Annotated in this window: 25 protein-coding genes and 1 pseudogene; 21 read left to right on the top strand and 5 right to left on the bottom strand. The window is 67.8% G+C overall.

From position 1 onward, the window contains the following. The first annotated feature begins 162 nt into the window (after positions 1-162). The 7 genes from ACIBZJ_RS39235 to ACIBZJ_RS39205 all read left to right on the top strand — a co-directional run bounded on the left by ACIBZJ_RS39235 (position 163) and on the right by ACIBZJ_RS39205 (position 7624). Positions 163-1002: a hypothetical protein gene (locus ACIBZJ_RS39235; RefSeq protein WP_395938707.1), complete on the top strand. Its 840-nt coding sequence runs from the start codon at positions 163-165 to the stop codon at positions 1000-1002. A 155-nt stretch (positions 1003-1157) separates the two neighbouring features. Then, positions 1158-1586, top strand: a complete 429-nt coding sequence (locus ACIBZJ_RS39230) for a hypothetical protein (protein ID WP_395938706.1) — start codon at positions 1158-1160, stop codon at positions 1584-1586. 2044 nt (positions 1587-3630) lie between these two features. Then, the gene (locus ACIBZJ_RS39225; protein WP_395938705.1) at positions 3631-4830 is read left to right on the top strand and encodes a S8 family peptidase; all 1200 of its coding nucleotides are present in this window, start codon (positions 3631-3633) and stop codon (positions 4828-4830) included. Beyond that, positions 4815-5351 carry a hypothetical protein gene (locus ACIBZJ_RS39220; RefSeq protein ID WP_395938704.1) on the top strand — a complete coding sequence of 179 codons (537 nt, stop codon included), beginning with the start codon at positions 4815-4817 and terminating at the stop codon, positions 5349-5351. Before ACIBZJ_RS39225 ends, ACIBZJ_RS39220 begins: the two co-directional genes overlap by 16 nt. After that, positions 5348-6112, top strand: a complete 765-nt coding sequence (locus tag ACIBZJ_RS39215; protein ID WP_395938703.1) for a hypothetical protein — start codon at positions 5348-5350, stop codon at positions 6110-6112. Before ACIBZJ_RS39220 ends, ACIBZJ_RS39215 begins: the two co-directional genes overlap by 4 nt. Positions 6113-6136: 24 nt before the next feature. Next, positions 6137-6556 (top strand): hypothetical protein, encoded by a 420-nt coding sequence (locus ACIBZJ_RS39210; protein WP_395938702.1) that lies wholly within the window; start codon positions 6137-6139, stop codon positions 6554-6556. Between the two features lie 6 nt (positions 6557-6562). Further along, positions 6563-7624: a hypothetical protein gene (locus ACIBZJ_RS39205; RefSeq protein ID WP_395938701.1), complete on the top strand. Its 1062-nt coding sequence runs from the start codon at positions 6563-6565 to the stop codon at positions 7622-7624. 622 nt (positions 7625-8246) lie between these two features. Here ACIBZJ_RS39205 and ACIBZJ_RS39200 read toward each other — a convergent pair. After that, positions 8247-8786: a hypothetical protein gene (locus tag ACIBZJ_RS39200; RefSeq protein WP_395938700.1), complete on the bottom strand. Its 540-nt coding sequence runs from the start codon at positions 8784-8786 to the stop codon at positions 8247-8249. Between the two features lie 133 nt (positions 8787-8919). Further along, positions 8920-9576 carry a helix-turn-helix domain-containing protein gene (locus ACIBZJ_RS39195; protein WP_395938699.1) on the bottom strand — a complete coding sequence of 219 codons (657 nt, stop codon included), beginning with the start codon at positions 9574-9576 and terminating at the stop codon, positions 8920-8922. Between the two features lie 94 nt (positions 9577-9670). Here ACIBZJ_RS39195 and ACIBZJ_RS39190 point away from each other — a divergent pair, with 94 nt between their 5' ends. The 11 genes and pseudogenes from ACIBZJ_RS39190 to ACIBZJ_RS39140 all read left to right on the top strand — a co-directional run bounded on the left by ACIBZJ_RS39190 (position 9671) and on the right by ACIBZJ_RS39140 (position 19160). After that, positions 9671-9868, top strand: coding sequence for a helix-turn-helix domain-containing protein (locus ACIBZJ_RS39190; protein WP_395938698.1), 198 nt, complete (start codon positions 9671-9673; stop codon positions 9866-9868). A 160-nt stretch (positions 9869-10028) separates the two neighbouring features. Further along, the gene (locus tag ACIBZJ_RS39185; RefSeq protein ID WP_395938697.1) at positions 10029-10247 is read left to right on the top strand and encodes a helix-turn-helix domain-containing protein; all 219 of its coding nucleotides are present in this window, start codon (positions 10029-10031) and stop codon (positions 10245-10247) included. A gap of 81 nt (positions 10248-10328) precedes the next feature. After that, positions 10329-11519, top strand: a complete 1191-nt coding sequence (locus ACIBZJ_RS39180) for a restriction endonuclease (protein ID WP_395938696.1) — start codon at positions 10329-10331, stop codon at positions 11517-11519. Between the two features lie 263 nt (positions 11520-11782). Next, on the top strand, positions 11783-12973 hold the full coding sequence (locus tag ACIBZJ_RS39175) for a tyrosine-type recombinase/integrase (protein ID WP_395938695.1): 1191 nt from the start codon (positions 11783-11785) through the stop codon (positions 12971-12973). A gap of 351 nt (positions 12974-13324) precedes the next feature. Next, positions 13325-14221, top strand: a complete 897-nt coding sequence (locus tag ACIBZJ_RS39170) for a PIN domain-containing protein (RefSeq protein ID WP_395938694.1) — start codon at positions 13325-13327, stop codon at positions 14219-14221. Between the two features lie 602 nt (positions 14222-14823). Next, positions 14824-15276, top strand: a complete 453-nt coding sequence (locus ACIBZJ_RS39165) for a PIN domain-containing protein (protein WP_395938693.1) — start codon at positions 14824-14826, stop codon at positions 15274-15276. Positions 15277-15703: 427 nt separating this feature from the next. Further along, positions 15704-15919: a hypothetical protein gene (locus tag ACIBZJ_RS39160; protein WP_395938692.1), complete on the top strand. Its 216-nt coding sequence runs from the start codon at positions 15704-15706 to the stop codon at positions 15917-15919. Then, a complete protein-coding gene (locus ACIBZJ_RS39155; protein ID WP_395938691.1) occupies positions 15912-16499 on the top strand; it encodes an RNA polymerase sigma factor in 588 nt (195 codons plus the stop codon). Before ACIBZJ_RS39160 ends, ACIBZJ_RS39155 begins: the two co-directional genes overlap by 8 nt. Then, on the top strand, positions 16496-16993 hold the full coding sequence (locus ACIBZJ_RS39150) for a hypothetical protein (RefSeq protein ID WP_395938690.1): 498 nt from the start codon (positions 16496-16498) through the stop codon (positions 16991-16993). The genes ACIBZJ_RS39155 and ACIBZJ_RS39150 overlap by 4 nt, the downstream gene beginning before the upstream one ends. Positions 16994-17104: 111 nt before the next feature. After that, positions 17105-17818, top strand: a pseudogene (locus tag ACIBZJ_RS39145) (transposase family protein). 524 nt (positions 17819-18342) lie between these two features. Then, positions 18343-19160 (top strand): IS5 family transposase gene (locus tag ACIBZJ_RS39140; RefSeq protein WP_395938689.1). Its coding sequence is split into 2 segments (ribosomal slippage): positions 18343-18685 and positions 18685-19160, totalling 819 coding nucleotides; the frame shifts between segments, so codons are not numbered across the junction. 1055 nt (positions 19161-20215) lie between these two features. Here the strand turns inward: ACIBZJ_RS39140 and ACIBZJ_RS39135 are convergent. Continuing rightward, complete coding sequence (locus tag ACIBZJ_RS39135) at positions 20216-20518, bottom strand: hypothetical protein (RefSeq protein ID WP_395938688.1); 303 nt, start codon at positions 20516-20518, stop codon at positions 20216-20218. A gap of 87 nt (positions 20519-20605) precedes the next feature. Here ACIBZJ_RS39135 and ACIBZJ_RS39130 point away from each other — a divergent pair, with 87 nt between their 5' ends. The 3 genes from ACIBZJ_RS39130 to ACIBZJ_RS39120 all read left to right on the top strand — a co-directional run bounded on the left by ACIBZJ_RS39130 (position 20606) and on the right by ACIBZJ_RS39120 (position 23888). Further along, a complete protein-coding gene (locus ACIBZJ_RS39130) occupies positions 20606-20875 on the top strand; it encodes a hypothetical protein (RefSeq protein ID WP_395938687.1) in 270 nt (89 codons plus the stop codon). Beyond that, positions 20868-21467, top strand: coding sequence for a DUF6879 family protein (locus ACIBZJ_RS39125; protein WP_395938686.1), 600 nt, complete (start codon positions 20868-20870; stop codon positions 21465-21467). The genes ACIBZJ_RS39130 and ACIBZJ_RS39125 overlap by 8 nt, the downstream gene beginning before the upstream one ends. 66 nt (positions 21468-21533) lie before the next feature. Further along, positions 21534-23888, top strand: coding sequence for an ATP-binding protein (locus ACIBZJ_RS39120; protein WP_395938685.1), 2355 nt, complete (start codon positions 21534-21536; stop codon positions 23886-23888). Between the two features lie 24 nt (positions 23889-23912). Here ACIBZJ_RS39120 and ACIBZJ_RS39115 read toward each other — a convergent pair whose 3' ends face one another. Together ACIBZJ_RS39115 and ACIBZJ_RS39110 are read right to left on the bottom strand one after the other, a co-directional pair. Next, a complete protein-coding gene (locus ACIBZJ_RS39115; RefSeq protein WP_395938684.1) occupies positions 23913-24452 on the bottom strand; it encodes a hypothetical protein in 540 nt (179 codons plus the stop codon). Further along, positions 24449-25549, bottom strand: coding sequence for an ImmA/IrrE family metallo-endopeptidase (locus ACIBZJ_RS39110; protein WP_395938683.1), 1101 nt, complete (start codon positions 25547-25549; stop codon positions 24449-24451). The genes ACIBZJ_RS39115 and ACIBZJ_RS39110 overlap by 4 nt, the downstream gene beginning before the upstream one ends. Between the last annotated feature and the right edge of the window lie 43 nt (positions 25550-25592).

Genomic DNA, 25592 nt, shown 5'->3' with positions numbered 1-25592 from the left:
GACCTGATCGCGGCAGCCGCCGTCCAGAACCAAGCCGCGCTCGTGGCCTCCGATTGTGGCCTGCCCGACCTGGCCGCCGCCTGGTGCCGTGGCCAGGCGGCACGGCGCCTGTCCGCACTACCCCTGGATGCGGTTCGAGCACGACACGCCCTCGAGCCGCTGGTGAATCTCGCCCGGCTCCGGATCCGTGCCCGCCAGACCTCTACCGCGCTCGACCTGCTCGAACGCATCCACCACGCGCTTGCCACCCGAACCGACATCGTCGTCGAGAACCGGCCCCTGCTCGCGTCGCGGCTCGTGGCCACCAACGACGACCACGAACAGGTCCGCCGGTGGTTCGGGAGCGTGTTGATCGCCGATGGCGGCCGGGCGTTGGCCAGCGCCGGCCGGTGGCGCGACGCGCTGGCCCACCAGCAACGTCACGGAGGCATCGGGGCCCGCATCCTCGACGGCCGACAAATCGCCGTCCTCGGCTTAGCCACCGCCGGAGAGCACGACCAAGCGCTACACCTGCTCTTCACCACTCAGCCTGGGCAGCCGTGGGAAACCGCCGTGATCATGTGCCTGACGACCCTGATCCGCGCGGACACCCACGCGGACACCGATGTCGCCTCGATCCTGAACACCTGGTGGCAGGCCGCGGAGTCACCAGGGCTCGCGATGTTCAGGACACGGCTCGGACTGTGCGCGCTCGACGTCCTCTCATACCTCGACCACCTGAGTACCGATCGGATGGCCGCCGACCTCGTCGACCAGGTCTGCGCCGACACCGACGGATACGCGATCCGCGACCTGCTGTCCCATCCGCGGTGCGCTGCCGCACTCCGCCCAGCCCAGGAGATTCATCTGCGGCAAGCCGCGCGAGACTGCGGCCTCGGGATACCCCAGCAGCTGGCGCCCCACCTCGACGCGCTCACCGCGGCCGTCCTCGCCTGCCAGCATTTAGCCGAACGTAAAGGCACCCCGAGCCCAGCGGCGAACGAACCATCGCGGACTGCCTGAGTTGCTGAACCTTCCCCGGTTGTGGTTCGTGTGTGGAGCATGTCGGAGACGGTGTGTAGTTACTCTGAACACCCGTTGTGAGTTTCCGGCGTGAAGATCGCCTCGACCTGATGTGGTGGAGGACAGAGCGGATCGTGGCGTGACCGGGGGCACGGATGGCGAACGACGACGAGGAACTGCGGGCCAGGCCGACGCAGTTGCGGGACTACGGAAGGACGCTGCGCGAGCAGGAAGCGCAGGCGGTGGCCACCGAACTCGGGTCTGATTTCCTCGACCGGCTGGCCGGACATCAGAGCCTGACCCAGACTGGACCGACCGACGGTGATGAACTGGTAGCACCACTGGCCGAAGCCGCCTTCCTGGCCGGTGTACTCGACGCGAACTCGCGGGCCGTTCGTCTGTTCGTCCGCGACGTCGAACGTGGGCTGGCCGCGCTGGCCGAGGGCGCGACGGTGATCGCCGACCAGTACGGCTACGGCGACGCGCTCTCGCGCGCCACCGTGGAGGACGTGATCAACGCGTTCACCCCGCCGACGCTGTCACCCGTCGTCACCGGCGACGAGCCGACTCCCCTGCAACCATGAGCGACGAAGACCAGTTCGGATATCGGCCCGGGCCACCCGCCGGACGGGCCGCTGAGACCGGCATCTACCCGACCGGCGGCGGTCCCGGCTGGGGCGTCACCGATTGGAGCGACACCCGCAACGTCGCGCACATCCAACAGTTGTGGCCGATCGTGCAAGCGCTCGATCCCGACGCCATCGGGCGCGTCGCCACCGAATGGCGCCGCCTGAGCACCCGGCTGGCCGCCAGCCGGCACAGCACCACCACGCACACGCAGGCCGTGCGAACCGGGTGGAGCGGGCCGGCGTCCGAGGCCTACGCCTTGCGGGTCGGCGCCGCGATGACGTCGCTGGACGAGTGGTCGACGGCCGCCGAGCAGCACGCGGCGACGATCGACCGGATCGCCCAGGACGTTCGCCGGACCAAAGCGCAGGTCCAGCTGCACTATCAGCAGTGGAAAGCCGAGACCACACGCGAACAGGGCCGCCGCACGGCCGATCGAGCGCTGTTCCAAGCGCGCGACGTCAATGATCTGCTGGGCTTCCTCGCGACCGGGCTCGGGCAACCCGGCCGGGACGCGGTCACGCGGCGAGTGCGCGACTCGATCCCCCAGGACGAGATCGACGCCCGCCACACCGCCCGTGCGCTGCCGCTGGTGCAGTCGCTGGCCGCGCACATGAACACGGCCGGGACCGGGATGAGCCTCCCGATCCGATTCCGCGGGCCTACCCACACCAGCATCTCGGTGGGCTCCACGACTGGCCCGGACCCCACACCGGCCTTCGCCGGGCCGCGCGGCGCACCGGTGCCGCCGACGGTCCCCGGCGGTCCGCCAGGGGGACCGTCGTTGGCTGGTGTGACGGTCGTTCCGGCGCCTCCAGCCGAGCAACCGGGCGTCGGCGCGCCAGTCAACGGTGACCCGGGCGTGCCCATCACGCCCGGTCCCGGTGTTGTGGCAGCACCCTCGGGCACCCCCCGCCGCCCGGCCGGGCCGCCGATTGGCGGTAACCCTCCAGCATCTCGGCGACCGGGCCCGCCGCCGGGTCCGCGACCGCTGCTGCCCGGGCGCACGGGACCTCGGCCCGTAATTCCGCCGGCCGAGCCGACGCCACGCTCACGGATTCCGGTCCTGGGCGGACGTCGCACTCCGACGCCGCCGCCCGGGCCGTCGTCCCGGCGCGTGGGCTCGGCGCCGGAGGTGCCGTTGCGGGGGCGCGCCGTCCGGCCGGACTTCCCCGTCCGGTCCGAACCCCCCGTGCGGCCTGGATCTCCGGTCGGCCCCGGGTCTGTCGTCCGGCCTGGGCCGGACCGGATTCGTACGGCACTGCCGCCGGGGACTCCGCCGATCGCCGAAGCGATTCCCTCGACGTTGCGGGGCCGTACCGCGCAACCAACAGACCGTGCTGCGCGTCGCGGGCCGACCCCCCTGACCGCACGACGCATCCCCGCCCCCGACGGCGTGGTGCCCGGTGGTCCGGAACAGCGTGGCCCGGCGCCTCACGGACAAGCCGTCGCGCGGCCGGACATCCGCCCAGCAGCTTCCCAGGGGCGCAGCACCTCGGTACCCACCGCACCTACGGCCGCGGTTCCGCCGCCGATCGACGGACCACCACTCGATGCGGACGTCTCACCGCGACCGAGGACGCACACGACGGGGCCCGAACCTGCCGTCCGCCGGATCCGGGTCGCCCGACCGTCGCCCCGGCCGGTCTGGCCCCCGCGTCACACGCCACCCCAGCCGCCTGTCCCCGACGGCGCGCCCCAGGCGCTACCGGCGCCCGCGCAACGAGGTCGCACGGCACCCATGCTGGGCGGCCGCTATCAGCACCGGCCGACCGAACAACGGCGCGACGGCGAGCCCGGATCCACGTCCTTGCGGGGAAGGACCGCACCGGCAACGCAACGGACGGCCGACACTCGGCCCGCCGCCCCACGACCAGCCTCGACGGATGACACAGCCCCGACGCCGGGGAGACCCTTCGCCCTGCACCAGTCAGCTCCCCCTGTGGTCCTGCCGCCTGGTACCCCTTCTCCGGACGCTTCCGGACCCGCGATCGGACTCCCATGAGGACCCCTCGACGTCTCGCCACTGCGCTGACCGCGCTCAGCGCCGCCGCGATGGTCGCCGTCTCCCCCGGAATCGCAGCGGCGGACAGCGTCCGTAGCCAGTCCTGGCAAATGGACAACCTGCACGTCACCGACGCCCAAGCGCTCTCTCGCGGAAAGGGCGTCGTCGTCGCGGTCATCGACGACGGCGTCCAGACCGATCACCCCGACCTGACCGGCAACGTCCTGCCTGGCGTCGACATCTACACCGGCAAACCGCAAGCGGTCGAGAACGGCGAGTACCACGGCACGCAGATGGCGGCCCTGATCGCCGGGCACGGCCACGGCAACGGCAACCGTGACGGCGTCCTCGGCATAGCTCCCGACGCGGCGATCCTGCCGATCAAGATCAGCTACGACGGGTCGCTCGGTGACGCCAACAACGTCACGGTCGCCATCCGCTGGGCGCTGACCCACGGCGCGGACATCATCTCGATCTCGCTGTCGGTCAGCTTCGACGCGGACCTCCCCGCCGCCCTCGACGCCGCCAGCGCCAAGAACGTGCCGGTCATCGTCGGCGCCGGCAACGACCTGCCCAGTGCGCTGACCGCACTCGACGGAACCGTCCCGGTCGTGGCACTAGGACCCGACGGGCGCATCGACCCGGTGTCGCAGGGAGTGGACGGACGCAACGGGCTGGCCGCACCCGGCGCGGACATCCCGGTCCCGACCGGACCCGGCACCTACGCGCCGGGCACCGGCACCAGCTACTCGACCGCGATCGTCGCCGGTGCCTTCGCGCTCGCCCGCGCCAAATACCCGACGCTTACCGCCGAGCAACTCACCGCGCTGTTCTACCGGCACGCCACCGACCTCGGCGACCGCGGACCCGACGTCGTCTACGGCAACGGCGGACTGAACGTCCTCGACGCCCTGAACGACCCGGCGCCCATCACGGCGAACACCCCTTCCCCGAGCGCCGCTGCGGCACCAGTGACGGCACAGTCGGGACTATCCGCCGCTGTGGTCCTGGCAGGCGTCCTCGTCCTGGTCTTGCTGCTCGGCGTCGTCGTCGCGGTGGTGGCCTTGATCTTCGTCCGGAGCCGACGGCGGCGGATCCCCGACGGCGCCGCACCGGCACGCCTGCCGGTCACCGGGCAACCGCGGGCGCCGCTGGGGACATCGCACGGGAAGGACGACCGGTGGACGACACCCTGAGCGACCGCCGCGAGGCCCTGTCGGCGCGAGCCGACTCTCCGGACGGCCGGATCTCAGCGGAAATCCGAGGCCGATCCGACCTACGGATCAGGTTCCGCGCCAGCGCCTACGCCGCATACTCCGACCGGGAACTCGCCGCGCAACTCGGCCGGCTGGGCACCACCGTGTGGGCGCGCTACCACCGCGACTACACCGAACTGACCCGCTCCTACCTGGGGGAACCCGCCCCGGACCGAGCCGCGGCCGACGGCGATTTCCTGGACCGAGCCGAACACCTGACCGTCACCGGGCGGTCTCCACACGGCTGGGTCGCGGTCAGCAGCCGGGCTTTGGCGCGCTGGGAGGTCTCCGTCGCCGACGGCGCGGTGTCCACACTCCCGGAGGACACGTTCCTCAGCGAGTTGCTCGCCGCGGTCACGGCGGCGCTCCAGGAGTACCAGGACCGGCTGATACTGCTTACCGCAGCAACCTACGACGTGGGCGCCCCCGGCCGCTCCACAGTGAAGGGGGAACCCCGGTGACACGGTCCCGCGGCTTCCTGGCGGTCGCGATCGGAGCCGTCCTCGCGGTGATCGTGCTCGTCGTGGCCCTGGTCCATCGCGGTGACCCGTCCGGACCGTCCTCCGACGACGACACCGCCGCGGCACCCAGCGCCACCACCGCCCCGGCCACCAGCGCTCCGGCCTGCCTGCCGACGGTCACCGAGTCCGGCTTCTACGTCGAGCGCAGCGTCGTCCTCATCGGTCTGACGGTCACCAACCGCTGTCCCCAAGCTCTCGCGTTCATCGACTTCACCACCCGGCTCCGTGACTCGACCGGCCGAGCGCTCACCCCCGGCGAGGGCTCCGAACAGCCCGACCTCCCGATCATCCTGGCCGGGCAGACCGTCGGCCTGGCCGCCACGGCTGCCGTCGCCTCCGACGCCAAGATCACCAGCATCCAGGTCAGCGTCACCGACGCCAAAGCCGTCCGTTCCGCAGTCAACCTGCCGACCGCGACCGTCACCCCGCTGACCCACGACCGGGACGGCAGCATCGTGGAAGTCCACGGCACGCTCCGCGCCGACCCCAACTACAACGCGCTGTGCGCCCCCCAGGTCAACGTGCTCGTCCGAGACCGCGCCGGGAAGCTGCTCTACGCCCGTGCCGCCCTCGTCCGAGGGCCCGACGTGGTCGCCAACCTGCGCCCACCCGCCACCGCCGACCTCGACCGGCTCGAAGCCTCCATCGTCCAGGGCAAAGAAACCCTCGACGGCCGCGTCATCGTCGAAGGCCCCTGCTGACCACCTCCGCACCGGAAGGACGTCATGGCCCTGCACGGATCGGACCTGGCCGCGGATCTCATCCAGCTCGCCGTCATCGGACGCGTCGATCTGCCCGCGCTCGGCGCGACCTACGCGCACCTCAACAACGCCGTGGCCGGCACCGCCGACTACGACCTCACCGCCTTCGCTCTCCCCGGCCGCCGAGCCGGAATGACCGCCTCCTACGAACTGTGGTCGCAATTACGCGACGACCTCCGCGACGCTCTCGGCGGAACGTCCACCGACATGCAGAATTCCGCCACGATCATGCTGCACGTCGTCGGTGGCTACATTTCCGCCGACGAGGAAGCTGCCCGGATCGTCACCACGGCCTGGAAGAACGGCCCACCGCCGCACAAAACAGCCCGCGACGAACGCGCGCCGGACGGCCCGGTACCCGACGTCGTCACCGGCGACGAGTGAGCCACGATGGCCTACACCTACCGCAGCGAATCCGATCTTCACGCTCTGGGCATCCAGATCCGGGACGCCGCGATCCACCTCACCCTTACCCAGGACGCCGCCTTCGCAGCCGCGCAGGAACGCGCGAACAACGACGCCAACCGCGCGGCGGCCGGCACACCGACCCAGGTCCCCGGCTACCAGCCACCCACCTCCGGGCGGCCGGACGACAAGACCAACCTCCGCGCCTACCTCCAGCAGGAATACGGCACCATCCCCGACCTCTTCACCGGCTATGCCATGCCCGACCCGGACGACTGCCTGCCCATGGCCCGCGCACTCTACGGCACCGCCACCGCGATCCAGCCGTCCCTGCGCCTGACCGAACGCGACGGCGGATTCGCGACCACCCAGCTCACCCGACCGGTCGTCGACGCCACCGAGGTCTCGACGATGCTCGGCTACATCGAAGTCCACATGAAGCCCTGGCAGGGCGACGCCGCAGACGCCTTCTCCGGGAACCTCACCGCGATCGACCGCGCCGCGCAGTACCAGACCCAACTGGCGACCGCGCTCGGGATGACCCTTGAGGCGCAACTCGAAGTTCGCCGACGCCTGCTCACCGACATCTGGGAGATCGGCCAGAAAACCCTCAAAGTCCTGAGGTCCCTCGACGGCTGGTGCGCCACCGACAGCTCCGCGAAAGCTGTTCTGACCATCAGCGGCGCCGTCGCCGCCGTAGCGTTTCTCATCGTCACCGACGGCACCGGCGCCGCCGTCGGCATCGAAGTCCTCCAAGCAGCCGGAACGATCCTCGGCGCCGCCCCGGACAAAAAAACCGAGACCGGCATCCACGGACGAACGGTCCCCGCGGTACTGACCTCGATGGTCGACGCGATCACCACCCTCGACCGCCTGGCCGGCGACCAGGAACACGAACTGATCCGTGCACTCAAAGCCCTCGACAACGTGACACAGGACCTTCTCCACAAGGGCCGGCTCCGCGCACGCCTGCCCGATGAATTCCGCAACGCCGGCACCGCAGACGTGACCACCCTCGACCGCGGCAAACAGTTCTACGACCGCTGATCCATCGGATGCCGCTACCCGGCCAAACGCCATTCATTGCGGTCTCAACCCGTTCGGGAAGTGCAGGCCCGGACGGACCTCGCTGACTTCGAGCGTCGCGACATTCAGCCAGCTGCCGGGAGGCGCCCGGCGCTCGTTGGACGGCGGCAGCACGTTCCTGCGTGCCGTGGGCGGCTGGGGGTGAGGACCGACGCTCCCGCCGCCGCGCCGCGGCTCAAGCCCGGCCACCGGCCGACCTCACCCACGCCGGCCGACCCCTTGCCACCTACTTCTCCTCGCCGTCGATCGGTGCGGCCGGCGGGGCTTGACCTCGCTGAGCCGCGCCGACGGGCAGCGGTCCTCGTTCCCAGCCCCGCCCGGGCACGCGGAACCGACCGCCCCCTGCCCCGGCGTTGACCACCAGATCGCGCCGGGGTGGGGCCTCTCCGACTCGAAGGAGATCCGCCTTGTCCGTCGACGCCGTCATGCGTCCGTCCAATTCCCTCTCCCCCTCCGCACCCGCCGTGGACGTCAACGCCGCGTTCGCCACCGAACGCCGCCAGCAGCTCGAGACCGCCCGCGCCGCGCAGGCCAACCTCGACGAACGAATCGCCTCGGGCGCACTCGTGCCGGTCGGCGGCGATCAATACCGCATCAACGACCCCGGCAGCTCGTCCAGGACCTGCATGGGAACTACCACGTGGACCCCCCATGAACGGGCGGTCAGCCAGCCACCCCAATCGAGCGCGGCAAGCTCAGACGCATGTTCCATCAGCACATTGGTGTCGGCGACGGGTAGCTCCCCGACTCGTGCGTAGTGATCCTTCTCCGCTTTCAGCGCGTCGGTCGCGATCTCGAGTTCGAGGAGTTGGTCAGCGATCTGGTCAACCAGCGCACCATTCACCAGCCGCAATTCGCGTGAGGAAATACTAGGGTCCACTTTGTCCAGCCGAGCCCATGTCTCGGTTCCGGCAGCGGATCGTGCGAGATCGATCATCGCAAGCAGGTCCCGGTAGCGACCACCAAGCGCCAGATGATCCGACGCGTCATCAGATACGACTTCCCGCAGCCGTCGGTAGCTCTCGTCCACCCACTGCAGGTACCCGATCAGGCCTTCGTACAGCATTCCGGTCTCGTTCCGGACCCCCACCAGCCCGGCGTACAGGTCGTTGAGGACGGCCACAACGTCACCCGGGCTGTACCCCGACCTAGGCGTAGGCATCATGGTGCCGATCGTGGCAGAAGCGGCGGCGGCGGCCGCAACAGGGGCAAGCCCCTCTGACCAGCATCACCCGTATCCCGCAGCCACTAGCAGCCTAAGGATTTGTGGCGCCTACGCGGTGGCGGAATCCTTCGAGCGCGGCGACGACCTCAGCGGGCGTTGCTCCGTCTGCGACGCGCTCGGCAGCTTCTGCGAGCGCGGCCGAGTACTGGTCGCGTGTCCTCTCCGCGAACGCCGTCATCTCCTGGTCGAACTGCACAACGAGCCGGCCCAGAGCGGCTTGAAGCCCGGCGCGAGCGTCAGGTGTCGTCGCGGCGGCGCCTTCGTTAAGCCCGGTGAAGCCGTCTTGAGCGGTGCCCTCGTAGCCCGGCAGAGGCGCCCGGCCACGGACCCACGCGTCGAGCGCTTCTCTGTCGTTCACGACCGCTTGCTCTGCGATCCGGACGGCGAACGTGTCGTCGGGACCTGGCGTCAAGAGTGCAGCCGGCGGAACTCCGAGCGCCAAGGCGAACCCCAGCAACTCGCTGACGGAGGCTTCACGCCGGCCCGTCTCGATGTTCGCAAGCACGAAGGTCGAGAGTCGGGGACCGCCGAGCTCGGCACAGCGATCGACGAACTGCTGGGCGGTGTGACCGCGCTGGCGGCGTAGCTCCTTGAGACGACGTGCCACGACCACCGCGACCGACACCGAAGTAACAGCGTTCGACTCCGACGGCGCTCCCGAACCTCTTGTCATATGAACAAGTTTCACGCATATATTGACCAATGACAAGCCGCTAGCTCATCGTTCTTGTGAAATCAGCGAACTTTCGCTGATTTGTCAAATAGACAAAGCGAGGTCGACGATGGCTGATGCTCAGCGGCTGTGGACTCACCGCGAGACCGCGGCGTTCCTCCGAGTCACCCCCGAAACCCTCTACCTCTGGGTCGCCAAAACCTCCATCGACGATCCGCTGCCCTCGATGCGTATCGGTCGGTTCCACCGCTACGACCCCGATGCTGTAAAGGCCTGGGTCGGGCGCCGGCAAGGGATGCAGTCATGAAGGCCGCGACCTCACCAACCAATGGGGCTCTGCGTTCGTCATCGCAGCGGCGGCCCGCCCACCATGCGTTGAGGTCGGACGCTGCGGTCGGTCGCACTGCCGCATCGGCCAGGCATATGTCCCCTGGCGCCGCCCTCTGCCGACCGAAGGGGGCGGAGGAATGACCGAGCAACCCCCACTCAACCACGCCGAAGCGGTCGACCGGTTGATGACGATCGACGAGGTCTGCGACTACCTGCAGATCACGATCGGCACCGCGCGCAAGCAGCGCTCCGAAGGACGCTTCGTCCGGGGATACCGCCTGGGCAAGCACCTGCGCTTCCGGCGGTCCGCAGTGGACAAGTGGCTCGAAGAACACGCTGACGACGACTGGTCCTGACTGCCCGGTCAGATTCCGGCCGGCGCGCGGCAGATCGCGCGATCTCCACGGCGCCCAGTGATCGCGGGCCAGAATTACCTGATGGAGCTCGCAGCAGCCCTCGCCACCTACGACCGGGTCGCGCTCAATCTGGACAAGCTCGACCGCGTCTGGCAGCGCATGGTGCAGCTCGTCCCGGGCGGCCCCTTCCTCGGCACCGGATCCCCTGACGAGGTCGAGTACGCGGCACTGGCCGAGCGCTGGGCGGCCTTGGCGGCGAGCCTTCCGGCCATCCGCGGGCACGTCCTCCGCGCCGCGGTCATCGACTACGCCGCCATCGGGCAGGCCCGGCTCGACTACCTCGATCTCGGTGAGCCGCTCTCAGGGCACAACTTCGAGGCCCAGGTTCACGCTCCCGGCACCGAAGCTGCCCGGTACCGCCAGCGGCTCGACCGTGCCCGGCAGGAGCTGGTCCAGAAACGCGCCGCCCAGCTGGTGCAGACCGTCGACGAGTTGCTCGACGACGTACCAACCGGCGACGACGACGAGCTGCCAGCTGAGGAAGCCACACCACTCCTGCACGCGGTGGGCGAGGCCGTCACCGAGCTGGAGCGGCTGATCGGCGCCCCGCTGGACGGCGGGCCTCGGCGCAGCGATCTGCACCGGCATCTGCACTTCGCCGAACCCCACGACCTGCGCGATATCGCGACGATGGACTGGCCGGCCTACCGCCCCCACGTCGAGCTCGCGCTCTACGGTGACGAAGACCCAGTCCCCATTCCGGTGGACGACCTGGCGGACCTCGGTGACATCACCACCTCGCCCGTCCCGGCGGCGATCGGATGGGACCGCGTGGACGCCGACGGGTTCGAACGACTCCTCGTCCGGCTGCTGGAGAAGTCCGGCCAGTACACCCGAATCTCCCGGCTGATGAAGATTAACGCGCCCGACGGAGGACGGGACATCGAGGCCTACCTCCGCGTCAGCGATGGCCTGGCCGACGAACGCCTCGAGCGCTACATCGTCCAGGCCAAGCACTGGCCCGCCCGTGGCATCGGCCCGACGGAGATCGCCGACCTGGTCCACGCGAAGTTGCCCCTGTGGGAGGGCGAGCCTGTCCGGGGCCTGATCATCGCAACCACCGGATCGTTCACGCAGGACGCGGTGCGCTGGATCGACGCGCACAACCTCGCCGCCAAGCGGCCGCGCCTCGTGCCGTGGTCGTCGAGCGAGCTGGACGGATTCCTCCGCCGCTGGCCCGCCGTCATCGCCGAGTTCGGACTGATCGGCTGAGCCGCCCCGAATCATTTTCCGGGAGTTCGACGGGAGACCCCCGGCTCGGGTAGCCTGTCAGGCACCGGAATATAGGGCCTGACCTGCTCTGATGCTCCCCCGACTGGACTCGAACCAGTAACCCTTCGAGTGTCGATCTAGCACTTATCGTCATCTCCCAACAGTTGCCGTAAAACGCCGTTGAGCTGCTGATTCGTTAGTCTTCCCCTTCGGTCCCTTGTGGTTTCCTGGCGTCGTCGTGCAAGATAAACGATGACTAAACGATGACTGGTGAACCGGTAGATCCGCTGGGGGTGGGGATGCCTCGCTCGGGACGACCGCCGCTCGAGATCGGCACGAGCGGCAAGCACCACTGGCTGGCCGACGGTAAGGGCTGGCAGGCTCGTTGCCGCTATCGCGATTACGACGGGAAGACTCGCTTGGTTGCGCGCTGGGGCCCCACGAAAGGCGCCGCCTCCAACGCCCTCAACAAGGCACTCCGTGACCGGTTGAAGGTCACCACCGGCTCGGAGAAGCTCACTGCCGAAACCCGCGTGCACGTGCTCGCAGAGATGCACTACACCCGTCTCAAGGAAGACGGAAGGGCGATCAACACGCTGCAGAACTATCGCGGCCGGCTCGATGGAAACATTCTTCCAGCGGCCGGTGAACTCAGGATCCGGGAACTCACGCCCGGGTACGTAGACAACCTCCTGCGGACCATCAAACGACAGAATGGCGCTGCCACGGCGAAAACCTGCCGCTCAATCCTCTCTGGCATGAGCAAGATCGCCGTCACCCACGGAGCGCTCACCGTCAACCCCGTCCGTGACGTCGCGCCCATATCGACTAAGCCCAAGAAGAAGCCGCGTGCATTGAAAGTGGCCGAGGTGCGCCAGTTGCGCGCATTTTTGACCTACGATCATAAGGCCGTCCTTCGTGACCTCATCGATTTCGTCGACATCATCATCGCCACGGGTGCCAGGATCGGGGAGGCGTCTGCGATCACCTGGGACTGCGTCGACCTCATCGAGGGAACGGTTGAGATCCGCGGCACGGTGATCCGGGTCAAACAACGTGGGCTCGAGATTCAGCCGTATCCCAAATCAGAGCACGGTGACCGAGTACTCATCCTGCCTCGATGGGCTATCGCCGTCCTCACGCGCCGGCACGCCACCACGGTCGACCCGACCGACGTCGTCTTCCCTGCTCCACACGGAGGACTGCGAGACCCCAGCAATACTCAAGCCGACCTCAAAGAAGCCTTCACCACCGCCGGCTTCGACTGGGTGACGTCCCACATCGCCGGACGCAAGACCGTCGCCACCACGATGGAGAAATCCGGACTCGGCGCTGTCGCCGCCGCTGACCAACTCGGCCAAAGCAACCCTTCGATGACCTATAACGTCTACATGGGCCGCGGCGCCCGTGACACCGGCGCGGCCGACGCGCTGGAACAGATGGACTTCGGTTGACCGCATTGGCTCCAATGCCGAGCCGATCAGCCCGATCGATTGGTCGATTCACACGTCTGCGATCGAGCCCGCCACCTTGACAAGGCGCTCCTCAAGGATTCAGCCGGGTCGACGGTCCTTCCACGTCGCAAATCCGAGTCATGGGCGCTGTCTCCGCTGGATCGCTGCGACCTTCTCCTCCACCTTTGTAGGATCCCCACCCGGAAGCGCAGTTGATTCCATTGCGAGCAGAACGTGTGCGCAATCGGACCTGCCACGGAAATCGCTCGCGGAGGGAACGGAGGTCGACGCGAAGGCCCTACAGCTGGCCGGTAGACAGCGGAGACCGGCTGACCTGGCACGATCAGCCGCATGATGCCTGCCCCGCTCTCGCTCATGCCTGTCGGCCAAACCTTCGAGGTCGTCGCGAAGCTCGCCACTGAGGCGGAAAACATGCAGGGGCGTCGCGGCACCGCATACGACTTGCTGGTCGACTATCTGGTGTGGGCCGGTGAGGCGCACCGTCGACTGCTACACCCGGTGGGGGCCGCCGCCGCGCGGGAGTTGATCTATGGACGTCGGCACGGCGATTTGCTCGGATTGGTCGACGTCGCCCGCATTGCGGGAAACGACCGCCCCATGGACGCCCCCATCGCCTACGCCCCGAACGCTGCACGGTTCGACCCGGCGGAACGACTGGTGAACGTGACGCTGATGGCGGAGCTGACCGACGTTGCCAAGGCACTGCGCGAGACCCTCGACGCCCTCGTTGCGGAGGACAAACACTGGTCCCAGACGGCCACGCTGCTGGTGCCGGACACGTCGTTCTTCATGCACCAATTCGGTGGGCTGCCTGGTCTGATATTCGGGAAGCTCCTTGGTATCGAACAGCAGGCAGGGTACGGATTCCACGTCGTGGTGCCGATCGCGGTGCTCGACCAGCTGGACAGGTTGAAGGACCGCGGATCAAGCGATCAACGCAGCCACGCCCGGCAGGCGCTGAAGGCCCTCGGCGGGTTCTGGGACACCGGTGACGACCGGATGCGCCGCGGTGTTTGGCGTGACGGCGGGGACGAGCCTGTGACGGTCGAGCTCCTGCCGGACCCGCGCAGCCACACGCGCTTGCCGATCGACGACGACGAGATCATCGATCGAGCCGCGTGGGTTGCGGAGACCGCCGGCTGCACGGTGCGGTTGGCGACTTACGACCTGCACATGGCTACCCGGGGACGTCTCGCACGGCTACAGGTGACACACCTCCACTCGTAGCGCGGACATGCGCCGAGAACCCGCATAGCTGATCGGCCGCCCCTGGCCTGGGGCGGCAGGTGCCGTTCCTGAGCGACACTAACCCGCGTGGCCTGACACCATCAGGGCCATGATCGTCACGCCCCTACCCGGCGTCGACCCCGATGCCGTCCTCGCCGAACTTGAGCGGCAGCACACGGCTCTGCAGAATTCGCGCGGTCTGCTCGCGTATCTAGAGTGGACGGTTGAGGCGCGGCGCGGGCTGGGAGGTGTGATCGCTGCGGCGCACGCGGACAAGCTGGTATTCGGCGCCCGCTACAGCGACCTACTCGCGGTTCTGGACCTGATTCCGGCGCCCAACCCCGGCGGCGTCCGGGCGACCCGGCCGGACTACGTCGCACCGCCTCCGCCGCTGTCCAACCAGCGGGTAATCAACGGGATGCTCGCGGCTGAGATCGCCCGGCAGCTGCGGCTGTTCGAATCTGCCGTAATCAGGCACCGCATGGAGATCGGTCACTGGAAGACCGTTGGGGAACTGCTCGTGCCGGACACATCGACGCTCATGGAAACATGCGCCGGAGTTGCAGACCCTGAACTACGGTCCGTGGCTGCACGACGCTGCCATGGGCGTTCATCTGGTGGTACCGATGCTTCTCCTCGACGAACTCGACGGGCAGAAGGACCGCGGACAGGACACCGCGCGGACGAAGGCACGGGTCGCGTTGCGCACGCTGGACGCGGCGTGGCGAGCGGAGCACTCGCAGTCGGATCACGGCCCACTGCGCTTCGGGGAACTGCGCGGCGACCAAGCCGACATGGTGACGGTAGAGTTACTGCCCGATCCGCGTGGGCACCAGCGTCTGTCGATCGCGGACGACGAGATCATCGACCGGGCGGTCTGGGTGCAGTCGATGTCGGCACGCGCGGTGACGATCGTGACGTACGACGTCGGGATGTCGACGCGGGCGCGGCTGGCGGGCCTGCGCGAGACGTTGCTGGTGAAGGATCCGGAGCCGTCGCGTCGAGCGGAGCGCCGAGAGAAGGCGATCACCCGCAACAATGGCCAATCGAGTTGACAGAGAGCTGGCTCACAGCTGGTGTTCTGTTCTCTGCAGCCATAGCCACGAGACGACGACGCAGACGGCGCCATGGTCAGTTGCAGCAGCGCGTACCGCTGAGCACTGCCAGGCGAGCACGCGGCCGCTTCGCGATCCGATCTGCATCGGGGCCGTACTCCCGGCGAACCGGCCCCGTTGCGGCGGCACCCACGTCACGGCGCTAACCACGGTCGTGTCTCCCTTCCCCGGTTCTCTCAACTAGGCCCAGCTGCCGCCGCCTTAGTAGACCCTTTGCGCTCCTCGGCGAGGTGTATTGACCGACAAATTTGCGGGTTGTCAGAAAAGTTTCGAGCAGCAGTTCACGCCGGGCGCCGGGAAAGGCTCAATAGGTGTCGCGGCACCTGACCTAGGGTGCCCGGGGAGGAGAACAACCTTGCCCACGTCAATGCCGGCCGACGCGTTGATCGCCCTGGTCGCCGGCCCTGGGATTTCGATCCTCTACACCGCCGTTCGCCAGCACCTCTCACGCCGGCGCGAGTCATCTGGTACGGCGCCGCGCCTAACCGTCGCGAACGCGGCCCTCTTCCGCCTCCCCGACACGACAACGATCATCATCGTCACCGACCGCGGCGCGCCGATCCGGACCGGCACCCATGGATGACCAGTCCGGCACCGACGCCCGCAATCTGCTCCCTGACTACCCGATACCACCAGGCCGTCGGCCGCCCAGACCCATCCGAGCAGCTCGCCCGTGCACCCCGGTCGGCGAATTCGCAGCCTTCTACCGCGCCGAAACACCTCGACTCATCCGGTTCCTGCTGTGGCATGGCGCCCGACTCGCCGACGCTGCCGACCTGGCTCAAGACGCCATGGTCGCCGCCCACCGAAACTGGGACCGACTCGACAACCCCGCCGCCTGGATACGCACAGTCGCGTTTCGCGCCAGGCTCCGCAAATTACAGTCTCGCGAACAACCCACCGCCGAACCCGAACGCGCCGCGGTCATTCGCCCCGACGCCGACCTCGACGCGTGGGAAATCAGCCAGGACATCCTTCAAGCCCTCCGACGTCTGCCCGTCCGCCAGCGGCAAGTCCTCGCATGGAGCCTCGACGGCTTCACCCCGACCGAAATCGCCGGCGAACTCGGCACAACTCCAGCGGCTGTCCGCTCCTCCCTCTACAAGGCCCGCCACACGCTCGCCGCGGATCTGGGTCTCTCCCCTCAGGAGCGCCCACGGTGACCCGCGACTACACCACCTCTGACACAGAACTCCACGCCCTGCTGGAACGAGCCCACCGCGACCAACTCGAATCCATCGTCGGCCTCACCGACCTCGACGCCGGCCTCACCGCGGTGCATATCGTCGCAACCCACCAGACCACGACCGACACCGCGCAACCACTCCTTGACCTGGACGCTGGCCTCACCGAGATAGTCGGAGAGGCCCTCGACACGACTCCGGCGCATTCGATTAGCGAGATCGCAGATCAAGAAGCTTCAACCGAAGTCCATCCGCTGCGACTTACTGGGCAAGAACGCGAAGCCCTGCGTTTCTACCGATACGGACTGTCGATCGCAGCGATCGCCCGGCGGCTCAACGTCAGGACCGGCACAGCCCAGCTCTACATCAACCGCGTCCGCGACAAGTTTGAGCGCGCTGGCCTGGGCTGGGATCTGCGCGCATCTCTAAAGATCGAGGAAGCAGCCGATTGGTCCGCGGAGAACGACACCTGACCCCCAGAGCTACGGTCCGAGTACAGGGCGCACAGCGTGGGCCGCTCCCCGCGTCGCGCCCTCACGGGTTGGGCGGACGGTTGTCGTCGAGCCCGCGCCCTTCGTCCCTGCCTGCCGCTGTCCGACCGTCAGTTCCGGCGTCTGGTCGCGACGGTGGCCCGCCGGGGCGGCTCCGAGGTCGCGGACGGCCGGCCCGGCCGGCCGTGGTGTCTACCGCCGGCCGACCGGGTTCTGCTGGTCGCGGTCTACTACCGCACCAATTTGACGATGCGGCAGGCCGCGCCGCTGTTCGGGATCAAACAGGCAGCCGTGCATCGGATCATCGACCGGCTCGCGCCGTTACTCACGCTCCCCCGTCGATCGCCGGCACACACCTGACCGTGTCCTGATCGTCGACGGCACCCTTGTTCCGGTCCGCGACCAGGATCTCACCGCCCGGTCGAAGAATTACCGGTACTCGGTGAACGTGCAGGTCGTCATCGAGGCCGACACCCGACTGGTGGTCGCCGTCGGTGACCCGGTGGCAGGCAACCGCAACGACTGCACCGCCTACGAGGACTCCGGCGCGGCGTCGGCGACCCGCGGAGCGACCGTGATCGCTGACGGCGCCTACCGCGGGCCCCGGTGCGCCGGTGTGGTCATCCCGCACCGCCGCAGCCGAGGCACGAGCCCGCTGCCGGACTGGAAAGAAGACCACAATCGGTCCCACCGCCACGTCCGAGCCCGAACTGGACGATCCTGCGCGACTGCCGCCGCTGCGGCGGCGGCGTGGCACACGCCGTCCGCGGGATCGCGTTCATGCACAACCTCGCCGCGACCGTCTGACCCCAGACCAGGCCGGTCACCGCCGACCGAACCGAGTTACGAGGCAGCCCTTAGGCAGGTGCGGGTCCGCACCCGGCCCGGCGCCGCTGTCGACGCCGAGGTATCGGAGCAGTTCGGGAACTGAGATCAACGAGCGCCTACCGAGTCGGCGGATCCGGATCGGGAATTCGTTGTTCTTCGCCAACGCATACGCATGAGACCGCCCGATGGCCAAGATCGACGCTGCCGTCTCCAAGTTGGTAGTCATCCCGAGCGCCCGCACGGCCTCCTCGGTCCACACGGCTTTGCTCATGAGGTCCTCCGCGCTTTCCACGTTGCTGAGGGAAATTGTCATCACCGAGGGCTGAGACGGTATGTGGCCTAACGGCCGGCGTATAACCCTCGACGTATGCCGTTGGCGGATTCGAAGCGTCTTGACATTATTAGGACATCCCGCCATAACGCACGCCCTCGGGACTGGGGCGGTCGCCCTTAGGGCGTGTCTCACCTGGTGGTGCCGTGACCTCTGGTATTGATGTTCCTCTGTGGAGGATCGGTTAGCGCTGCGGTTGGTGCCGGATGAGTTGTGGGAGATCGTCGCGCCGTTGATCCCGCCGGTGGCGGTTCGGCCGCAGGGCGGTGGATCGCGGCGGGTGTCGGATCGGGCGGTGTTCACTGCCGTGGTGTATGTCCTGACGGCTGGCTGCGCGTGGCGGCATTTGCCCAGCCAGTTCGGGGTGACGGTGCCGACGGCGCATCGCCGGTTCCAGGAGTGGACCGACGCGGGGTTATGGCGGCGGCTGCATGAGGCGGTCCTGGACCGGCTCGGCGCGGCCGGGGAACTGGACTGGTCGCGGGTGATCGTGGACGCCGCGTCGGTGCGGGCGAAAAGGGGGGCGGGCTGACCGGCCCGAACCCGGTCGACCGGGGTAAGCCCGGTAGCAAACTGCACGTGCTGGTCGAACGGACCGGGCTGCCGCTGTCGGTGGCGGTCTCGGCGGCCAACACCTGGGACGGGGAGGCTATCGCGCCGCTGGTCCGGGGGATCCCGGCCGTTCGCTCCCGCCGCGGACCGCGGCGCCGGCGGCCGGGCAAGCTGCACGCGGACAAGGCTTACGACGCGGCTGACCTGAGGCGTTTCCTCCGCGACCGGGGAATCGGCGTCCGGATCGCCCGGAAGGGTGTCGAGTCCAGCCAGCGTCTGGGCCGGCACCGGTGGATCGTGGAATCCGCGATCGCCTGGATCTTCGGCCGACGCCGGTTGACCATCCGCTACGAACGCAAACCCGTAAACTTCCTGGCGTTCCTCGGCCTGGCCGCCGCACTGGCCTGCTACAACCGCCTCACCAAAATCACCACGTGAGACAAGCCCTTAGGCTTCCGCGTTGTCCGGCGTGTCCGCGAAGGGCGGCGAGCTCAAGCGGGAACCTGGTGAAACGACGCCGTCCGGATCGAGGCGACCAGAAATGCTTAAGCCCCGCCCTCCGTTACCGATGCGCTCCGCGACGTGACCCACGAGGAGCGAGTGGTATGCATCGCAGAGTCTCTGTCCTACTCGTCGGAGTCATGACCGCGACTGCATTCGTGGGCGTGCCTCCTGCCGCGCTGGCGGCCTCCACCAGCGCGTGCGTGGGGGCCACCACCACTATTAGCATCCCGCTGACCAGCGCTAAGCACTCTGCGACCATCGCCCATGCGACCGACGCCATCGCCCGCGGATACCCCCGCGTGATGGTTTGGAGCCCGGGCGGCGCGGCCCAGCGGCGCGCTGCGCTGCTCAAGACTATTCCCACCCGGCCCGGCTACGACCGCGACGAGTACCCACCCGCCACGGGTAGGGCCGTAGTTAGAGCTGACGTCCGCTATATCCTCAGCAGCCAGAACCGCTCCGCCGGAGCGATCCTCGGCAACACCGTGCGCCGATACTGCGCTGGCACGCGCTTCACCTATTCAGGCGTCCGGGCGCCCGGCCCAGCCCCGACACCCCGGCCAACACGGATACTGCCTACGACGCCAACGCCGAGCTCAACGACTGCCCCGACCGCCGTACCCAGCCCGTCGACCACTGACGAATCCTCATGCCGGTCCGTGCTACGTCAACGGCTACTACCGTAAGGATGGCACCTACGTGCACGGCTACTGGCGACGCTGCTCATAGGCAGCAACTGCATCAGGGAACACGGCTGACTTTGGTCGTTCACGACCGGCTGGTGAGTGAAGCGAGGTACTCCAGCGATCGCCGGCCTCCATTGAGCGTGCAGCGCAGGACTCAGCTCGGCGCTCCTCGACGGCAGCCAGCACCCAAAGCGGGCTGCGCACAACCCGCGCCGCTGTCAGCGCTCTTCGAAACCCGGAGTTCCGCTGCCGAAGGCGAGCGAGCGCCTCCCGCGTCTCTCTAGAATGCGACGCGGCCTGCATTCAGCCCGGTCGATCGAAGCGAACGTCCCCGTCAATGTCGCGAGCCTGAACCGCATCGCCGTGCACGGTTCCCGAAATCCGGTTCGACATCTCCCCAAGGCTCGTTCGGGACGGGCTAGCTTCGTCGGCCGTTGGTTGCCGCAGCGCCGCCCACACCGCGATACCAACGGCCGCAACCCCTGCCACCGCCGAAATCAGCGCGGTGATAGCTACGGCCCGCGTCGATCCGAGAAAGACAAAAGGCGTAGCTACCATCACGACGGCCACACCGGTGCAGATCAGGGCCACGCGCCGAGCAGTCATCTGCTCATGATGCGCTTCAGCGGCCGCGCCTCGTCACCAGTCGGTACGATCCGATTACCCTGAGCTCACAGCGCTTGAGGAGTTGTCGTGAACCGAGCCTGGAAACCGGACGAGTCCGCTGAACTCGTCCGACGTCTCGGGAAGTCTCCCGAGGAGCTAGGCAATACCGGTGGCCGGACCGAATGCCCTGACATCTGGGAGCTGGACAACGGTGATGTCGCTGTCGTCGGGCACGATCTGACGCAGGCTTACAGCGAACGCCTCCCGCCTGGGCTGCGGATCGGGGCGGGCGAGCGCCTCGTCGTCATCCCGCGCTCCACGATCGTGGCCGCCAAGGCGGATCTGCCGGATGCGTGAACTGCTCGACCAAGCTGGCGGCACCCACCTCACTAGCGCGGAGTACCGCGCAGACTTCGGCGACCGGTTCTGGAAGGCCGGCCCCGCTGGCTTCTGGAAAGTCGAACGCCGCCAGACCTTCCAAGAACCACGCGACGAGAGCTGGCGCGCCTTCAACGCCGGGAACTGGCCAACCTCGCTGCGTCTCATCGAGGAACAGCGCCACGATCTGGAGGCCGAAGGCCGCCGCATGGCCGAAGAGAAGCTCGGGGCGTTCCGCATCCGGGTCGTCGATCTACCTTTGACGCCCTACCTGTACTGGGAACTGCATCTGCTGCGGTTGGTGGCCGAGTCAGCCGACCAAGTTCGCGTGGTCGGACCCGAGATCGCGCAACCATTCGAACCGCTCCCAGAGCTGGTGCTCCTCGGCGCAGACGTCACCTACGAGGTCCTCTATGACGACGACGGCATCGCCGCCGGCGCAGTGCGCTACATCGATCAGGAGCTGACGGCCGCCTGTCGTCGGTCGCTTCACCGTATGTTCGCCGCCGGCGAGGACGTTCGGACGTTCTTCGAACGCGAGGTCGCTCCGCTGCCACCACCGGTCGGATAGCGCAGGCGAGATCTCATGCCGGGACGAGATCGACCACACGAATCAGATGACTCCACCAATTCGACCGTGTCCGGGTCGGCCGGAGACGTCGTCCAGGCACGCGACGTGCACGGCGGAGTCCATTTCCACGGACCGATGGCACCATCCGCCGGGACACCGCGCCAGCTCCCCGCCGACGTCCGTGAGTTCGTCAACCGACACCACGAACTGAACGTCCTCGATGCCCTCTGGGCCGGTGACGCGGACGAGCTTCCTCGGACTGGGGTCTACGTCCTCTCCGGCACCGCCGGCGTCGGAAAGACCGCCCTGGCGACCCACTGGGCGCACCGAGTCGCCCATCGCTTCGTCGACGGCCAGCTCTGCCTGAACATGCGTGGCTACGACCCAGGCGCACCGGTCACCGCCGCTGCGGCACTCGATCGATTCTTGCGTGCTCTTGACGTCGCGCCGACGGCGATCCCCACCGACATGGAGGACCGCGCAGCGCTCTACCGATCACGGCTGGCCGAGCGGCGCGTACTCATCCTGTTGGATAACGTCGCCACCGTTCGGCAGGTCCGCCCACTACTACCAGGGACCGCGCACTGCCTCGTCATCGTCACCAGCCGCAGTCGGCTATCCGGGCTGGCCGTCCGCGACGGGGCGCAGCGCATCACCCTCGATGTCCTACCTGAGAACGACGCCGTCGCCCTGCTGCGCAACCTCACCAGCGCCTATCGCCCCTACGAAGATCGGGAACAGATCACGGAGTTGGCCAGATTGTGCGCGCGGCTACCGCTGGCCCTGCGGGTCGCCGCCGAGCGAGCAGCCAGCCGGCCGCGAACGCCGATCGCCGATCTCATCCGTGACCTACGCGACGAACACGCAGTCTGGGATGCGCTAACTGCAGAAGACGACGAGGAGTCCGACGCCGTCCGAAGCGTGTTTGCATGGTCCTATCGCGCGCTCCCTGAACCTGCCGCGCGGCTCTTCCTGCTCTTGGGTCTGCATCCGGGACCACAATTCAGCGCGCCCGCGGTCGCCGCGCTTTCCGGAGAAACGCTCGCCACGACGCGGCATCTGTTGGATGTGCTCGCCGGCGCTCACTTGATCAACCAAATCGCCGCAGACCGGTTCCAGTTCCACGACCTCCTGCGCGCTTTCGCCATCTACCAAGCCCGTGAGGATGATGTGCCCGACCGGACCGCGGCCCTCCGCCGGGTCGTCTCCTGGTACGCACACGCCGCGAACGCGGCCGAGGAACGCATCGGAACACTTGATCTCGCCATTCCGCTTCCCCCGCCCACCTCTCAGACATCAAGGCCAATTTTCGAGGCCGAACGCCCGGCTGCCCTCTGGATGGACACCGAACAAGACAACCTTCTCGCCGCCGTCCAAGCGGCAGCAGGCGAGCCCGGCCTACAGGAACTCGCGTGGCAGCTCGCGGCCCTTACGCGCCGCTTCTACATGCGCCTCAACCTCTTCGACTCCTGGTTTGCAAGCGCACGCGCCGGTCTGGACGCAGCCCGAGCCATCAACGACCAGCGCGGCGTGGCCGAAATGCACGACAGCCTGGGCATGGCCTGCGTTGCGACCCAACAACTCGACGAAGCAATCGACCACCACACCGCCGCCCTGGATATTCGGCGCCACCTCGGCGATCAGCTAGGCGAAGCCGTCTCGCTCAACGCGCTCGGCCTGACCAGGCTCCGCGGCCGCCGGCTCGTCGACGCAGCCAACGACTTCGCCCGGAGCGCCGAGCTCTTTGGCGAGCTCGGAGACAACTCCTGGCAGGCGTTCGCCCAAATGAACCTCGCCGGCACTCTCGTAGAGCTCGGAGAGCTCGGGCGCGCCACTGACCTGATCGGGCAAGCGGTCACTCAGTTCCGCGCCGAGGACAGCGCCGAGGGCGAGGGTAACTCATTGCGCCTCCTCAGCCGAATTAGCCTCCACGAGGCCAACATTCCGGATGCGGTGCGCTACGCCCGGGCCGCCGTGGACCTCGCGGTCCAGAACGAGAACCGCATGTGGGAAGGATTTTGGCTGCTCGACCTCGGCGCCGCCCAACTCGCCACCGGCGACACCGCCGATGCCCTGGTGTCCTACCAACGCGCGAGTAGCATCCAGCGCCGCCTCAATGACCGGGTCCGCGAAGCCCTTGCGCTGAGTGGCACCGGCCGCGTCTACCAGCGCCTGGACCGCCGAGAAGAAGCCATCGACTTCTATCGCGGCGCGGTGCTCATCCTCCGCACCGTGTCCGCACCCTGGACCCTCGCGACCGCCTTGAATGATCTCGCTGCCGCGTTCACCGAGGTTGGTCGCCGAACCGAGGCCGAGCCGCTGTGGCGGGAGGCGCTCGCTCTGCTCGGCGGCCTCACCGACCCCGCGGCGGAACGACTCCGACAGTTCGTTGCGGGATCACTAACAAGCCGGAGCCAGTGATGCCCGTATCGGGCACCGGCTGATTCAGCGATACAGGTCAGCCTCTGATACGGGAAGCCTCAGTGCACGACCCGCTTCGGCCATCCGCCGGCAAAGGCTGATGCCCTGCTTGGCAGTTAACAGGCCTCCCACGACGGCCTCCGCGACCAGGTCCACGGTTTCCCTCGTCGTGATGCCCTGGTACCTGGCGTACCGGATCGCCTCACGATCGTCGGAGATCCACCACGAATCGGCGAACTCAGGCCGGTGCTGGAGCAGGTAACACGTCTGCGCCTCGCCGAGGTGCTGGAGCGGCTTGACGTCCGACCCGCCGAAGACCGCCCGTCGGATCCGGTCGATGGCCTGGATCTCTTTCTCGTCGTTGACCTCGATCGGTTTTCCCAGCCAGCCGCTCTCCTCGAGAACCGCGAGCTCGGGAAGAACGCGGGCCGACTGCGTCGCCTCATACGCCACTGCTTCCGTCCACCGACCGCGCTCATCGAGGACGGACTTCAGCAACTCGAGGCTGCGGGCCGCCGCGAAATTGCACAGCACCGTGTTGTCGGGGAACAGGAAGCTGGTCATGTGGCATCGGGACCTTCGGACTCCGACTCCAGGGCTAGCCGCAGAGATTCCACGTCGGCGCCAAGAAGTGTCGCATATGGACGGAGGGTAGCCCTGCCCTCGACATACGCGGCGTAGGTGTCTCGAAGCAGTAGTCCGGGAGCGCGCGGCCGAAGCGCTTCGGCTACCCGCCTCGCGAGCTCCTCGGTCTTCCCGGCCAAGCCTGCGGCTCTTCCGGCGCTGAGGGACCGGAGCCGGTCGCACAGTCCAGAGTCGATCATTCGCAGGTCCCGTAGCCGGATCGCCAATGCCGTCGGCGTCACGAGCAGATGGCACGCGAGGGCCGCGAAGGCCGCCTCGTCGAATCCCGGCCCGACTGCGTCGGACAGGATGGCCTCTGGCATCAGGAACGCTGCGGCGAACGCATTGGCTCGCGCCTCGCTCGGGTCTTTCGCCTGCAATGGGGAGTACACGTCCTTGTCGAGATGGACGCCCTGGTCGTCGCCGGCAAGCAGATGGCCGAGCTCATGCGCGGCCGTGAACCGCTGCCGGGACGGAATCTGCGACGTTGCCAGCACGATTAGCTTCGCCTCATCAGAGGAAGCCGCGAGGCCGTCGCATCCTTGGCCCGCTTCGACGACGGTGACGTCCACGCCGAACGAGCCCTCGATCACGGCAGCGAGGTCCTCGTCGAGGATTCGGAAGCCGCGCTCGTCGAGACGCGCTAGCGCATTGGCTGCTGCGTCGCGACCGTAAACCGCGTAGCGCAACGATTCCGCGGGCATGGCGATCGGCGACCAGCCCTGGAGGTATCCAAGCGAGGCGACGTCGGACCGCAGGGTGAGCAGGCTGCGAGCAGCAGCGAGCGCTTCTCCTGCCTCCCCCGTAGTCGTCCGCGCAGCGACCGTGAGAGGTGTCTCCTCTCCGGTGATCAGCCAATCGACCGTTACTCGGGAGAACTCCGCGATGCGGGCCAAGTCGACTGAGGAGAACCTCCGGGCCCCAGACAGCGACTTGGACATCTTCGACTCGTCGAGACCGACCTGTTTGCCAAAATCGCGGCGGCTCAGCCCTGACTCGTCGATCAGGCTGAGTACACGTTCGGGGATGGTCGGCACGGGGTTAGCCTACTGGCCGACTTGCGATTTTCGCAAGGTACGT

This window comes from Cryptosporangium sp. NPDC051539, assembly GCF_044454545.1.
Lineage (GTDB): Bacteria > Actinomycetota > Actinomycetes > Mycobacteriales > Cryptosporangiaceae > Cryptosporangium.
This window is presented reverse-complemented; position numbering and strand designations above follow the sequence as displayed.